Raw genomic sequence first — 16,066 nt, 5'->3', positions numbered from 1 at the left:
AGATACTTGCCCAAATAGGGCAGGTATTTTTTTCTAGTGTTAAAAGAACGTGTGTTCGTATATACTGATAAAAAGGAGGTCTCTAACATGACAAGTATGTTTTTGAGATGCATCCAAGAAAGGGCGCCGATTGAGGTGATCTACCTTTCTAAAAGCGGTGCAATCACACAACGCCTTATCACGCCTTATGCTTTTGACGGTAAGCTTGTTACGGCTTTCTGTTCTGAGCGAAAACAAATAAGAACCTTTGAAATCAGCAATATTTTATCTGTTCAATTTAAATTTTTGCCTTCTTAAAAGGGGGATCTATATGCAGTATGGTAATGAAGAGGAACGTTCATTAATCGATAAATTCGTAATGTATCCGATTATATTAACGGTTTTTCACCGTGATTTACAAGTTGTAAACCGTTCAGCATTTAAATTAAAGCAGCCTTACATCGCTCTCTTAGAGCAGATAATGAATCAAATTAGCAAAGACTTGCATGATGTTCGCGTTGAACTAAGAAAAAGAAAAATTAAGGTGATGGATGGCCAGAAAGATAACGATATTACCGAATATGAGATATTCATTCGAGGTTATCGTGAAATTATGAGATTTCCGAATGTCCATTTGAAGAATAAAGCTGAAACCCTCATGATGTCTTATCTTCGCGTTGCATCACAATAGAAATTTCTTTCCTTCAAATTGGTTTCCTTTTTAGCTGGTTGTGTATACAATGAACGTATTGCTAGATGCTAAAACTCATGGTATACCAACGAAAAAGAGGAAATGTATGGAACACTTTATCCAGCTTACAAGACAGTTAAATAGAGAAATGATTATAGAGAGTCAGAGTCCGTTTGATCCGGTATGCCCTATCAACACTCCTCATCCTTGGAAATTGATCGGCTGCGGAAACTATGCCGCAGTATTCCTTCATCCTGACTATCCCGCTTATGTTGTTAAAATCTATGGAAGAGAAGCGCATGGCCTTATCCAAGAAAAGAAGGTATATGAAAAACTGGGAGAGCATCCTGGCTATTCCGTATGCTATTATACGGAAGATCGATTCCTGATTTTAAAGAGAATTGAAGGGGTAACTCTCTATGATTGTGTTCATAAAGGTGTTAAAATTCCTGAAAAAGTCATTTATGATATCGATGAAGCTCTGAATTATGCGAAGAAAAAGGGCTTATTTCCTGTTGATGTTCATGGGAAGAATGTCATGATCAGTAACGGCAGAGGAATTATTGTCGATGTTTCTGACTTCTTAAAACAGGTAGAATGCAGAAAATGGGCAGATTTAAGAAAAGCCTACTTCAAATTTTACAAAAAAACACTTTACCGTTTCCCTATACGCATTCCATATTTTGTTTTAAATCTAGTTCGAATAGGGTATAGATATTATCGAAAGTTAAAATATTCTATCGAAAAGAAATTACAATAGTTAATATTGCCTATAAAAAATATTGGCACATTTTCCCTATATAGGATATAATAACTATAAATCATAAAAACCTTTGTAATAAGGGCAAACCAGTTGAAAAGCTGGGACGCAAAGCTATGGGCCTAAAGTATGTGGATGCATACGATGGCAGCCGGTTGCCAAAGGGGAACGATGCCATATTAATGTTTCTGAAGCTAGAAGATCGATGATGTGGAGTTCAGAGGAGTTCAGTGTATTGCTAATACATGAGCACCGGAAGGACAAAACAAGACGAGATTCCAAGTTTATCAAGCATTAAGAGCCATTTCCCTTTAATTCTTAAGGGGGATGGCTCTTTGTATGTAAATTATTGAAGATTTGAGGGTTGCTAATATGGAAGAAAGCCAACTAGACCTGCGCGCACTCAAAAAAGATTTGTATAAAAGATTTATAAAATCCATCCCATCTATGATTGATATACATAAAAAAGAGCTGCATTTATATGAAGATTTTAATACTTTTCTTAGCAGCTTTGTTGAACAATATGAGCGGGTGCTGGAAAAATTTTTACGCGGAATTGTACATGCTGTGTTTTTGAAAGAACATCGTTTTCAAGACTTCTTGAAACAAGCTGAGGAAAAAGCGTTTCGCTCAGGTATTCATTTTTTGAAGCATCAGCGTATTCCGCACCGTTCTCTCGCTTGTTTCTCAACAAGTATAAGAGAAGCCGTACTGCAAGAGATGAAGAAAGTCACTAAAAGTGAAGATATTTACATTCAGCTTATCATGCTTGACCGATGGAACCATGCGGCTCATCGTTCGATAACAGGCTTTTTGAGCGGATTTTCTTCACAGCAATTTAAAGATTTAAAAGAGATCAGTATCAGGGATCCTTTAACGAATCTGTATAATCGCCGTTATTTTTATGATTGTCTGGAAAGTGAAATTAAAAATGCTAAGAAGATTAAAATGCCAATCACGCTTGTTATGTTTGACATTAATAACTTCAAACATATTAACGATGTTTACGGTCATCATGCCGGAGATGAACTTCTGCAGCAAATTGCTGAATTGGCTAAACGGCTAAAGCTTTCGTCTGGCTTTAGATTTGGAGGCGATGAGTTCGTATTCTTACTGCCAGGTTTAAATGAAGAAGATTCGTATCTTCTCGTCGAAAAAATGGAGAACCAGCTTATGAATTGGAATAAAGACATTTCGCTCGCCTATGGTGCTATAGAGCTCTTAAATGATGCATATGAAAATATTGACTATTATCTTCAACTAGCTGATGAACGAATGTATAGCAATAAACGGGAAATCAAGACATAATTCCCGTGCCAAATGAACCGTTTTACTAATATGTAAAGAAAAGTCTTATCAGGGAAGTATGCCCATATGCTATAATTTCTAGAATTAGGAACATAAATACGAAAGAAGATGGCAGTAATGAGAGACTTATTTGTAATAACAGATCATCGTTCAGAGACAATCTCGTCACTTTTACGGTGGTTTTTTGTAATCGTTTGCGTACCCTTATTTTATTACAATCCGATTGCGAGCGTATTGAACTTTAATAAAGAGACATTTCCTTTACTTTTAACAATAGGAATTGCTTATATGGGAGCTACTCAGTTTGTTCTATGGCGCTTTCATGAGAAATCCTATTACTATCGGATATTTACGCGTGGAGGTATTGTTTTTGATTTTATCGTATACTCGTGGCTGCTGCTCCTTACCGGAAATTCAGAAAGTCCGTTTATTCCAGTAGGTTATTTGATTGTAATCCATGCTGCGATTTACTGGAGACTAAAAGGTTCTATCGTTTTAGCTGCCGCCATATTTACAGGATTCGTATCCCTATTCTTGTATGATGCAGGATATTTAGAAACAAAAACCTTTTTTAATTTCTTTATTAACAGTACTTTTTTGTGGCTGATTGCTTTATATGGCGGGGTATTAGCTTCGAAGGAACGACAGAACTTTTTTGAGAAAAACATGTATCAGCTTCAGTCTGTTCAAGATTATTTAACCGGTCTTTTCAATCATCGTAAATTTCAAGAAGATGTATTAGAAAAAACAAAACATGAATCTTCCTTTACACTTGTTTTTTGTGATATTGATCATTTTAAAAAAGTGAACGATGTTCATGGACATGTTGTTGGTGACGAAGTGCTGAAGCTTGTTTCTTCTGTCTTCACACGGTATTTACCAATGAAAGAAGGAACTGCATACCGTTATGGGGGAGAAGAATTTGCCTGGATCATACATACAGATAAAGAATCGGCAGTTAAGAGATCGATCGAACAAGTGAATGACCATTTAAAAAAATACCCCTACAGATTAAACCAAGGGGTTCTGCCTGTAACATTAAGCTATGGTATCGCCGTCCATCATCCTGGCGAAAAGCCAGCAAATCTCATTAAAAGAGCGGATACACTTCTTTACGATGCGAAAACATCGGGAAGAAATACATTCAAAGTAGATCATAAAAAGGAAATCAGCTGAAATAACAGTGGGTTTTCTTTTTTTTTTATTGTTATTAGAGATGGCGATGTTGATTTCCGCTCCAGTCTTCTTATCAAAGGATAGTTTAACCAAATCTTATTAAAAAACAATAATCTTTAAGAAAAGAGCTAAAACAATATTAAACCGAGCTTTTTATTAAGAGATATCCTTTAAATTCCAGCTTTATTTACTTGTTTTTGAGAATGCTAACCTTTGTTCTCATAAGAGATTATGAGATAATAAAAACAGAAATTGTGTACGGAACAGGGGATGAAAATATGAGTTTGCAATTTATTTTGGGGCGATCCGGCAGCGGAAAGTCCCACTCTGTCTTTCAGGACATCCAACAAAAGTTGGCAGATGATCCATCTGGAAGTCCTATTATTTATTTAGTACCAGATCAGATGACATTTCAATCAGAATACAAACTTGCAGGTACACCAGGTTTGAACGGAATGATGAGAGCCCAAGTCTATAGTTTCTCAAGGCTAGCCTGGCGTATTCTTGGTGAAACAGGGGGTATGACGCGGCTTCACATCACAAGTTCTGGAGTACGGATGATGCTCAGAAAGATTATTGAGAACAAAAAAGAAGAACTTAAGATCTTTAAGAAAGCATCAGAGCAGAATGGTTTTTATGAATTACTAGAAATGATGATGACAGAGCTGAAGCGATATTGTGTATCTTCAGAGCATTTAACTTATAATGCAGAAACGCTTTTAAGTCTTGGTCAGAAAGAAAACAATAAGAAGGTACTGAAAGATAAATTATCCGATTTGAGCGTAATTTCAAGTGCGCTGGAAAAGGCGCTGGCTGAACAATATTTAGATTCAGAAGATTACTTGAGATTGCTGCAGGAAAAAATCGCTTATTCAGAAATGATCAAGAACTGTGAAATTTATATAGACGGTTTTCACTCGTTTACACCTCAGGAGCTAGAAGTAACAGCAGCATTGATGCAGCATGCGAAAAAAGTAACCATTGCACTTACTGTAGATCCATCACAAGAAAATGGGTCTGAACCTCATGAATTAGATGTGTTTTATATGACGATAAGAACTAGGCAAGTATTATCACAAAAAGCACAAGAACTTGGTGTGGAATTGATGGAGCCGGTTTTACGCTATGAAACTCCGAAATTCAGATCGCATGCTATTTCACATATTGAAAAACATTATGATACAAGACCTGCAATGACTTTTCCAGATTCATCAGGAATACATATTGGAGCAGCGGTTAATTTAAGATTAGAAGTAGAAGGAGCAGCACGGAAGATTATTGAGCTGGTTCGTGATCATGGATACAGATATCGTGATATCGCCGTAACTGTCCGTAACTCAGGAAGCTACCAGCCATTGATCGAAACCGTTTTTGCCGATTATGACATTCCTGTATTTTTAGATCAGAAAAAATCGATGCTTCATCATCCGCTGATCGAATTGATTCGTTCTTCCTTAGATATTGTGCTGAAAAATTGGAGGTATGAGGCAGTTTTCCGAGCGGTCAAAACAGAATTGCTATACCCGGCTGATGAGATCAGCAAAACGACAACAGAGATCAGAAGAGGTATGGACGAACTAGAAAACTATGTACTTGCTCTTGGTATACAAGGAAGTAGATGGACAGACTCTAAACCATGGCAATATAAGAGATTCAGAGGGTTTGAAGCCGAAGATTTTGGTAAAACTACACGCGATGATGAGAAAGAACAACTATTCAATGATTTGCGTGAAATGATTGTTTCACCATTAAAACGCTTGTCTAGGAGACTGTCTTCAAGTAAGACGATTAAAGATTATTGCAGTGCGCTTTATACATTTCTAGAGGAGCTCAGCATCCCTTTAAAACTTGAAAAAATGAGATTCAGATCCGAATCTGACGGGAAACTTCGGGCAGCAAGAGAGCACGGTCAAGTGTGGAATGCTGTGCTGAACCTATTAGATGAGATGGTTGAACTAACCGGAAAAGAAGAACTTTCAAAAGAAACTTGGACGCAGATGCTGGATACAGGGCTAGAAAGCATGAAATTTGCATTAGTTCCTCCATCACTGGATCAAGTTCTTGCAGGAACAATCGAACGATCCCGATTTACTGATGTAAAAGTGAATTTTATTTTAGGTGTTAACGATGGTGTTATTCCTGCAAAACCAAAAGATGACGGTCTATTATCTGAAGATGAACGAGATGCTCTTTCCAAAAATGGTGTCGAACTTGCACCTTCATCACGCCGTAAATTGCTTGATGAACAGTTTATGATTTATTTGGCTTTAACAAATGCCAGTGACCGTCTATATGTGTCGTATGCTCTTGCCGATGAAGAAGGGAAAACCCTGCAGCCCTCAATGGTTATTGGGCGTCTTCAAGACCTTTTTCCGGCATTAAATGAAGAGCTGTATCAAAATGAACCATCTATAGAAGGAAGTATGGACTTTATTCAACATCCTTTAAAAAGTATATCCTGCCTAAGCGTTCAGCTTCGCGAATGGAAAAGGGGATATCCGATTTCGCCGATATGGTGGGATGTGTACAATTGGTCCATAACTAATCATAAATATGGCCATTATGCTGCAAAAACGATATCCAGTTTGTTTTATTTAAACCGAGAAGCGAAATTAAGCGAAGAAGTTTCCAGAGAACTGTACGGTGAAACAATCCTAACAAGTATTTCGCGCATGGAACTTTTTCAGTCTTGTCCGTTTTCTCAATTTGCATCGTATGGATTGAAATTGAAGGAGCGGCAGATGTACAAGCTCGAAGCTCCCGATATCGGACAGCTTTTTCATGCTGCGTTAAAGCAGATGAACGATGCATTGCAGCAGAGAAGAGTGTCTTGGAGCGATCTCTCAAAAGGGGATTGTTACCGTATGGCTGGAGATATTGTAGAATTATTGGCTCCACAGCTTCAGCATGAAATCTTACTGAGTTCGAATCGGCACCTTTATATAAAAAAGAAATTGAAAGAAGTGGTCGGGAAAGCTTCTCATGTGCTGAGTGAGCATGCAAAAGCAAGCGGTTTTACGCCGGCCGGACTGGAACTTGCGTTTGGGACAGGCGGGACATTGCCGCCTCTCATGTACAAACTTCCAAACGGTACAACCATGGAAGTTGTCGGCCGTATTGATAGGGTCGATACAGCAGAAAGTTCTAATGGGTTATTAATGCGTATTATCGATTATAAATCCAGCTCTACTGGATTGAGTTTATCTGAGCTTTATCATGGAATTGCGCTGCAAATGCTTACGTATCTTGATGTAGCAGTTACTCATTCAGAAAAGTGGCTTGGTAAAGAATCGATACCGGCAGGTGTGCTTTATTTTCATGTTCATAATCCATTGCTGAATAAGAAGAAGTTATTATCTGTCGAAGAGATTGAGCAGGAAATTTTGAAAAAGTTCAAAATGAAGGGTCTTGTGCTAGCAGATGAAGAAGCGGTAAACCTGATGGATAGCACAATGGAGAAACGTTCAAATATCGTTCCAGTTGCTCTGACGGCAAAAGGATTTCACAAAACACAGTCTTCTGTTGCAACTAGCCCGCATTTTCAAACTATGCGTAACCATGTGCGCAAGAAAGCAGTGGACAGCGGTGCAGGAATTACGAATGGAATCATTGATATATCGCCATATGAGATGAGTAAAAAAACGCCTTGTACGTATTGTTCTTATAAACCTGTCTGTCAGTTTGATCAGACACTCGATGAAAATCAGTATCGTCAGCTAAGATCAGAAAAAGATGAAATTATTTTAGAGAAAATGATGCAGGAAGGAGGGGACTTAATTTGAAAACGTTAATTCCTAAACCTGAAGGTTCTACCTGGACAGATGAACAATGGCAGGCGATTCAAGCAAGAGGTGAAAATATTCTCGTAGCTGCTGCCGCTGGATCCGGAAAGACGGCTGTCCTTGTTGAACGAATAATTACGATGATTCGGGAACAATCTGCTGATGTTGACAGACTGCTTATCGTAACGTTTACAAATGCAGCAGCTGCAGAAATGAGAAAGAGAATTGGTGAAGCGATCGATAAAGAACTGTCACTGCATCCTTCTTCGCTGCATTTGAGAAGACAGCTGAATTTACTCAATAAAGCTTCAATCTCAACTCTCCATTCGTTCTGTATTGAAGTACTTCGAAAACATTATTACGAAACGGATCTGGACCCCGGTTTTCGTGTGTCAGAGGAAACAGAAGCAGAACTGATTCGCCAAGAAGTGATCGAGGATTTGTTTGAAGAAGAATACAGCAAGGGGGAAGATCACGCTTTTTATCAAGTAGTGGACGCCTATAGTTCCGACCGAAATGACATCGATCTGCAAAAGCTTGTGCTGTCACTCTATGATTTTGCAAGAAGCCACCCAGATCCTGAGAGCTGGCTTGATCAAATGGCTCAAAACTATAATGTGAGTCATTTATCAATCGATGATCTGCCTTGGACAAAAGAGCTTCTCTTGGACATTGGATTGCAGATTGAAGGTCTTAAAGCAATGACAATCCGTGCAAATGAGCTTGCCGAATCCCCAGGTGGTCCGGCGGCATATGTTTCTGCGTTACAAGAAGACTTGCAGTTCCTGAACGAATTAAATCAGGCTAAGAACAGCTGGAATTCTTTATACGAAATCTTTCAAAACTTTGAACCAGCAAAGTTAAAAGCAGTGCGAGGACAAGAAGTTGATGAAATTCTAAAAGAAAAAGTAAAAGGTATGAGGGATACCATTAAGAAACGTCTAAGTACGATGAAAGAAGAGTACTTTGAACGCCATCCAGAATCATATGTCACCCATATTGAAGAAATGGCTCCGATTGTTCTTGAATTAACCTCTTTAGTAAAGGAATTCGGCCGACGATATTCACAAGCAAAACGAGAAAAGTCACTCGTTGATTTCGGAGATCTGGAGCACTATTGCCTGCATGTATTAAAAGGTGAAGGATCAACAATGGATCATCCAGTACCATCAGATGCTGCAAATGAGTACCGTGAACGTTTTGTTGAAGTTTTAGTTGATGAATACCAAGATACAAACTTTGTACAAGAATCAATCGTACGGCTTGTAGCAAAAGATGAAGATCAAGGCAACATGTTCATGGTGGGTGATGTAAAACAGTCGATCTATCGCTTTCGGTTAGCTGAACCACTGCTTTTTTTATCAAAATATAAGCAGTTTACAAAAGAAGGTGGAGCAGGTCTCAGAATTGATCTCGCTAAAAACTTCAGAAGCCGTGAAAGTGTGCTTCACGCTACTAATTATCTGTTCAGACAGATTATGAATGAGACAGTTGGAGAGATCGAATATAGTGAAGATGCTGAACTTAAGCTAGGCGCATCTTATTATCCTGAGTTCGAAAACAATGAGCCAGAATTAATTTTAATAAATAAAAGCGAGCCGGCAGTTGATGAAGAAGGTTTGGATACAGGTGAAATGGAAAAGTCTGAGCTTGAAACCGTTCAGCTTGAAGCAAGAGTAATCGCTGAAAAGATTAAAGAAATTATTGGTGCAAATGGTGAACCTCCACACCTTGTTTTTGATAAATATACAAAATCGATGCGTCCTGCAAAATATAAAGATATCGTTATGCTTTTTCGTGCAACATCAGCTTGGGCTCCTGTTATTTTGGAAGAGTTTAAACAACAAGGAATTCCTGCTTATGCTGAATTATCTACTGGATATTTCGATGCAACCGAAATTCATGTTATGATGTCTCTTTTAAAAGTGATCGATAATCCGCTGCAGGATATTCCCTTGGCTTCCGTTCTCCGTTCACCACTAGTTGGCATGTCTGGAGAAGAGCTTGCTATTGTACGCCTTATCCAAAAAAAGGATAACTACCTTGGAGCTGCCGAGCAGTACAGTAAGAGCGGAAGTGATCCTGCTATTCGTGAAAAGGTTTCGTTCTTTTTAGAAAAGCTGGATACATGGAGGAATCAGGCCAGACAAGGCTCACTCGCAGACTTGATCTGGGATATTTATAGAGAAACAGGCTATTTTGACTATGTCGGCGGCCTTCCCGGAGGAAAGCAAAGACAAGCTAATTTAAGAGCGTTGTACGACCGGGCTAAAATGTATGAGAGTACATCTTTCCGCGGACTTTTCCGCTTTCTTCGTTTTATTGAAAGAATGCAGGAACGTGGAAAAGATTTAGGGGCCGCTAGAGCACTTGGTGAGCAAGAAGATGTAGTTAGGATCATGACGATTCATAAAAGTAAAGGGCTGGAGTTTCCGATTGTGTTCGTAGGAGGCTTGAATAAACAGTTCAATACACGGGATCTAAAAGAAAAGGTGCTGCTTCATAAAGAGCTTGGTCTCGGAACGCAATATATCAATCCGCAATACCGTGTGATGTACCCGACACTTCCGAAGCTTGCAATTACAGGGCGCAAGAAGATGGAACTCATAGCAGAAGAGATGCGAGTTCTCTATGTGGCGCTGACGCGTGCAAAAGAGAAATTGTATCTAATTGGAACAGTGAATGATATTGAGAAATCAGCAGACAAATGGAGTGATTCCCTTTATGAGGAAAGCTGGCTGTTACCTGATTTTGAGCGTACCCAAGTAATGAGTTATCTTGATTGGATTGGACCAGCCGTTATCCGTCATAAAAATGCAGCGCCGATATTGGCTCATTTACAATCTAGTGAACAGGGCCGTGGGGAAGTGTTCATCGATCAGGCAGACTGGAAAATTACGATTCTCCCAGCTAGTGATTATGAGGAACTGAATATTGAACAAAAACAAGATCAGCAAGAGCTGATAACGACGCTGCAAAAAGGTGAAACAGTTGGATTAACGAGTGAAGCTAATGAAAAAATCATACAGCGCCTAGAGTGGAGATATGAATATTCACAGTCGTCTGTTACCCGATCTAAGCAATCTGTTACCGAGATAAAAAAGCAGTTTCAAAGCCATGATGAATACAGCGGTACCGACTTGGTAAAAGTGGCACAGCCTGTCATCCACGAACGTCCGAGATTTATGCAGGAAGCACAGCTGAATGCAGCAGAAGCAGGGACAGCGATGCACATGGTTATGCAGCACATTGATTTCAACTCATCTATATCATTAGAAGATTTGGAAGAACAACTTGCGGCAATGACTGCAAAAGAACTCTTAACTGAAGAACAAGCTCGTTACATTCAACTTCCGCAAATTAAAGCTTTCATAGAAGGTCCATTAGGAAGAAGAATCATCGAGATTGGAAACATTCATCGAGAGATCCCTTTCAGTCTGGCACTTCCTTTGTCAGAAACAAAGACAGGATGGAGCGGGGAGGAAGATGAGCACATACTCGTTCAAGGTGTGATAGATTGTTTAGTTGAAGAAGACGATGGTTTTATATTAGTTGATTATAAAACAGACAAAATTACAAATCGATTTACTAACGGATTCATAGGTGCAAAACAAGTGCTGCTTGATCGTTATGAAGTGCAGCTTACTTTATATGCAAAGGCGATTGAACGGATTTTAAAGAAGCCTGTAAAAGAAAGCTATCTGTACTTTTTTGATGGCGGACATATTTTACAAGTTAAATAGGAGGTTTTCTGATGCGATTGCTTCATACAGCTGACTGGCATTTAGGACGGTCCTGGAGGGACGCAGCCGGTTGGAAGAACAGCAAGCTTTTTTAGACGAATTAACAGATATCGTCATACGGGAGAAAATTGATGCTGTCTTGATGGCAGGGGATGTGTTTGATACAGTAAATCCCCCTGCCGCAGCCGAGCAGATGTTTTACGAAACGCTTGCTAAAATAAGCCGCAAAGGGACATGTCCATTTATTGCGATAGCAGGAAATCATGATCAGCCAGACAGGCTTGCGGCTTCATTTCCGCTATCAAAAGAACTTGGTATTACGTTAGTCGGTCTGCCCTCATTAGAGCTATGCAAGGTGCCTATAGAACGTACAGGAGAGATACTGGAGATCGCGGCACTGCCGTATCCTTCTGAATCCAGGTTAAAGATGCTGCTCAGTGAATCAGCTGAAGAGCTTGATGTTCGAAACAAGTATGACCTTTGGGTAGACTCTTATTTTAAAGAGATGACAAAAAAGTTCCAGCCTGGAAATGTACACATTGCAATGAGTCATTTATATGTGGCCGGAAGCAAGGAGAGTGACTCAGAGCGTCCTGTTCACATCGGTGGAGCTTACACAGTTGCAGCAGAAAGTCTGCCGGCTGCGGCTCAATACGTAGCACTCGGTCATCTTCATAGACCGCAAGTGGTAAAGCGGGCAAAAACTGATGCAAGATATTCCGGCTCGCCTTTGTCTTATAGCTTTTCAGAGAGCGGACAAACGAAATCGGTTTTCATCATTGATGTGGAACCGAATTGCCAGGCTCAATTGGAAGAAATTCATCTTAAGAGCGGAAAACCACTCGTGACTTGGGAAGCAAAAAACGGGATACAGGAAGTTTTGCAAGGAATTGAGGACGGCATGCACCGAAACTGCTGGATTGACCTTTCTATCCATGTACAAGATTCCCTATCGATGGAAGAAATTCAAAGGCTTAGAAAAGCCCATGAAGGAATCATTCATATCAAACCAGTATTCATTGAAAATAGTATTGAACAAGCTGCTGTTTCGGCAAATAAAATGCCGATAGATGAACTATTCACCTCTTTTTATAAACGCCAAACAGGCGGAGCACAGCCAGATGAAGCATTAATATCCCTTTTCTTAGATCTCGTTGGGGAAGAAGATACGGAGGCAGAGAGCGCCATATGAGACCTGTTTCACTAACCGTATCAGGATTGCAAAGTTTCCGAGAGGCTCAAACCATCCCATTCAGTGAATTATGTTCAGGTGGAGTGTTTGGTATTTTTGGACCGACTGGAAGCGGTAAATCAACCATTCTCGATGCAGTGACGCTTGCTTTATACGGTAAAGTAGAACGAGCAGCTAGCGGAACACACGGAATATTGAACCAAGCGGAAGATAAGCTTTCCGTTTCTTTTACATTTCAAATTGGTCAAGGAGCTGCGGAAAAACATTACACTGTTGAACGTTCTTACAAAAGGTCAGGCGAGCACACCATTCGGACAAGTACTTCCAGACTATTTGAAGTAAACGGTAATGATTCCGTTGTACATGCAGATAAAGAAAGAGATGTAACCCGTCTTGTTCAAGAGCTGATTGGGCTTACAATTGAAGATTTTACTCGAGCGGTAGTTCTTCCTCAAGGAAAGTTTGCCGAATTTCTTTCACTGAAAGGCGCTGACAGACGTCAAATGCTTCAGCGTCTTTTTCAGCTTGAAAAGTATGGTGATGTACTTAACCAAAAGCTAAAAAGAAGATCGGATGAACAGAAAAACAGACTTAACGAAATCAATGCCGAGCAAGCTGGACTTGGTGATGCATCTAGTGAAGCGTTGAATGAAGCGGTTAAAGTTCTTAAAGAAAACGAACAAAAACTTAAATTAGTTTCTGAACGAATGAAGAATGAAGAAGAGGTTTTCACAACTTTAAAATCCTATTGGGAAGTTCAGACTGAAAATGAAAAACTGTTAAAAGCTCAAGTTGAACTAGACCAGCAAAAACCTGAGATGGTACAGCTCAAACACCGTCTAAAGCAGGCTATTTATGCGGATCGAATATATCCTTATGCAAAAGAATGGCAAGACTCAATTCTTACTGAACAAAAGCTTTGCAAAGAAAAAGATGAACTTCAAATGCTTACCAAAAAGTTAAAACAATCATTTGAAGAATCGGAAAAAGAATATGAGTCTAGTAAGACAGAAAAAAACAAGCAAGAACCTCTTCTTTTTGAAAAAAGAAGTGGCTTAAAAGATGCATTTGAATGGGAAAAAGAGCTTAAAGAAAAACAGCTTTCCTTAAAACAAGAAGAACAAAGACATAATCAATTGTTAAATGATTTTGAACAAGGTAAAAAAATTGAATCAGATGCAGAGCAAATGCTTCAAAAAGGTAAAGAGAAACAATCAAAGCTAAAAACAGAACTGTCGTCCATTGAAATTTCCCAAAAAGATAGAACAATGTTTCAGCAAGCTTTATTGTTATTTCAGCAATTTCAAAATACAGAAAAAGAAGAAAATAAACTTCAAAGCGAATTGGATGAGACTGAGAAAAGTGCCCATACCATTATGCAATCCAAAAATGAACTTCAAAACCATTTATCTGAATGTATGGAAATGTGGAAAGGTATGTCCAATGAAGTGGAACGGTTATACGGAAATACGTGTGAATTAATTCGAGAAAATGAACAGCTTACGACTTCACTGCAGAATGAGTTGAATTCGGCTAAATCCGTCCAAGAAAATAACCGTGTTAAACATCTGGCAGCTCAGCTTTCTTCACAATTAAAAGATAATGAGCCATGTGCAGTATGTGGATCAAAAATCCATCCATCTCCTATAAAGGAATCTGAAAAAGCAGAAGAACAACAGGAGAATATTGAAGAGCTGGAATCGGCAAAAGAATCACTAAAAAGTTTGAATCATAATCTTAACCATATTCGTGAATCGCTTGAAAAAGTTTCAGAAAAAATCTGGAACAGAATAGGTTCATCCAATTTTGAAATTGCAGCAGCCAGAGAAACATTGACATTAGAAACGGTTGAATCGACATCACGTTATGATAAAGAGAATGTGAACAGACATTCCGCTCGTGTAAAGGGAATTTTACAAGACAGACTCACAATGGATGAAAGATTTGAATCTACACACCAACATATGGATGAACTTCAAAAAAAGCTGGAACGAATTGTGTTTGAACAAGAGAGTTCGGAAAACTTGCTGCAGAAGCTAAGAGGTAATCTTTCGGACATTCATATAAAAACGGAACAAGTTCAAAAAGAGTGGGATGAAGCTAATATTCCATTCGATCGAAAACAGCTTATTGAAATGTGGCAAGAATTCCAACGAAGAGAAGACCGTCAAGCTGAGATTCAAAAAAGTCTCGAAGTAGCTGTCGGATTTTTAGAAGAACAAACAGATAAAATTGATAAAGCTAAAGGTGAAAAAGGAAAGCTTGAACTGGAATTGAATACATCTTTAAATAAGCAAAAGCTACTGCAAAAAGATATTGAAATTCTTCAGGAAAAACTTCAAAAACGGATTGGAAATAAGAGTGCACAAGAACAATTAATAATGGTGGAAGAAAAGCTTAATGAACTGCAGAACCATTTTAAAATCGCAGAGGAGGGTTATAAAAAAGCTCGTGTACAGTTTTTAGAATGTGACAAGGAATACCATTCCATTTTGCAGCGTTTTGAAGATGTGCAAAAAAGAAAAACTAAAGCAGAAGATGAATGGAAAGTACAATTGGAAAAGTCTATGTTTTCCTCCTTTGAAGAATATGAAAGTTGTTTTACGACAGAAGAAGAACAACAGTCTTGGGAAAAGACCTTAAATCACTATGATGACCAATGTAAAGCTGTGCGTACATCAATTGAGACTTTAAAAGAAAAGCTTCCTCCTGAACGTTTGACTGAGGAACAATTAACAGCTGCAAAAGAACAATTAAGAAAATCAAAGTCAGAAACCGATGAGTCACGAGAAGCGGTAGGCCAATCTAGACAACAGTGGATAACGATCGAAAGAAATCATTCTCGCTTTAATGAACTCGATGGTGAGAAGTCAAAAGTTTCGACACTACTTGAACAAATCGGGAAGCTTCAGACTGTGTTCAGGGGAAATACTTTTGTTGAATTTATGGCCGAAGAGCAGCTGATTCATGTTACTCGCGATGCTTCCAGCCGTTTGTCAAAGCTTACACGAGGGCGGTACGCTATTGAAGTAGATTCTAATTCTGGATTTGTCATTCGTGATGATGCGAACGGTGGAATAAAGCGTCCGGTTAGTTCTCTTTCTGGAGGAGAGACTTTCCTGACTTCATTGGCACTTGCACTATCACTTTCTGCACAAATTCAGCTAAGAGGAAAGTATCCGCTGCAATTCTTCTTCTTAGATGAAGGGTTCGGAACACTTGATCAAGGATTGCTCGATACCGTAGTTACCGCACTGGAAAAAGTGCAGATGGAGAATTTTGCAATCGGCGTGATCTCGCATGTTCCTGAACTAAAAGCACGATTAACCAAAAGATTAATCGTCGAACCAGCTGAACATTCCGGTAAAGGAACGAGAGTACGGCTGGATCAGGTTTAAAACGAAAAAGGATTCAAGGTTTCTTCGCCTTGAATCC

Annotated in this window: 8 protein-coding genes, 1 pseudogene and 1 riboswitch; all 9 genes and pseudogenes read left to right on the top strand. The window is 39.0% G+C overall.

What is annotated here, in order from left to right; genetic code table 11:
* Positions 1-87 precede the first annotated feature (87 nt).
* The 9 genes and pseudogenes from RGB74_RS12245 to RGB74_RS12205 all read left to right on the top strand — a co-directional run bounded on the left by RGB74_RS12245 (position 88) and on the right by RGB74_RS12205 (position 16,029).
* Positions 88-297 (top strand): WYL domain-containing protein, encoded by a 210-nt coding sequence (locus RGB74_RS12245; RefSeq protein ID WP_310759584.1) that lies wholly within the window; start codon positions 88-90, stop codon positions 295-297.
* Between the two features lie 13 nt (positions 298-310).
* Positions 311-670, top strand: coding sequence for a YhjD family protein (locus tag RGB74_RS12240; RefSeq protein ID WP_310759583.1), 360 nt, complete (start codon positions 311-313; stop codon positions 668-670).
* 106 nt (positions 671-776) lie between these two features.
* On the top strand, positions 777-1,430 hold the full coding sequence (locus RGB74_RS12235) for a protein kinase family protein (RefSeq protein ID WP_310759582.1): 654 nt from the start codon (positions 777-779) through the stop codon (positions 1,428-1,430).
* Positions 1,431-1,503: 73 nt separating this feature from the next.
* Positions 1,504-1,593, top strand: a riboswitch (cyclic di-GMP riboswitch).
* Positions 1,594-1,802: 209 nt separating this feature from the next.
* Positions 1,803-2,738 carry a GGDEF domain-containing protein gene (locus RGB74_RS12230; protein WP_310759581.1) on the top strand — a complete coding sequence of 312 codons (936 nt, stop codon included), beginning with the start codon at positions 1,803-1,805 and terminating at the stop codon, positions 2,736-2,738.
* 117 nt (positions 2,739-2,855) lie between these two features.
* The gene (locus RGB74_RS12225; protein ID WP_310759580.1) at positions 2,856-3,914 is read left to right on the top strand and encodes a GGDEF domain-containing protein; all 1,059 of its coding nucleotides are present in this window, start codon (positions 2,856-2,858) and stop codon (positions 3,912-3,914) included.
* Between the two features lie 278 nt (positions 3,915-4,192).
* Positions 4,193-7,696 (top strand): helicase-exonuclease AddAB subunit AddB, encoded by a 3,504-nt coding sequence (gene addB / locus RGB74_RS12220; protein ID WP_310759579.1) that lies wholly within the window; start codon positions 4,193-4,195, stop codon positions 7,694-7,696.
* Entirely contained in the window at positions 7,693-11,439 is a 3,747-nt protein-coding gene (gene addA, locus RGB74_RS12215; RefSeq protein ID WP_310759578.1) for a helicase-exonuclease AddAB subunit AddA, read from the top strand. Before addB ends, addA begins: the two co-directional genes overlap by 4 nt.
* 11 nt (positions 11,440-11,450) lie before the next feature.
* Positions 11,451-12,631: pseudogene (locus RGB74_RS12210) on the top strand (exonuclease SbcCD subunit D).
* Positions 12,628-16,029 carry an SbcC/MukB-like Walker B domain-containing protein gene (locus RGB74_RS12205; RefSeq protein ID WP_310759577.1) on the top strand — a complete coding sequence of 1,134 codons (3,402 nt, stop codon included), beginning with the start codon at positions 12,628-12,630 and terminating at the stop codon, positions 16,027-16,029. Before RGB74_RS12210 ends, RGB74_RS12205 begins: the two are co-directional and overlap by 4 nt.
* The last annotated feature ends 37 nt before the right edge of the window (positions 16,030-16,066 follow it).

Origin of the sequence: Bacillus sp. NEB1478, from assembly GCF_031582965.1 — a bacterium.
Lineage (GTDB): Bacteria > Bacillota > Bacilli > Bacillales > Fictibacillaceae > Fictibacillus.
The sequence above is the reverse complement of the archived record's forward strand: the minus strand, read 5'-3'. Positions and strand labels throughout refer to the sequence as shown.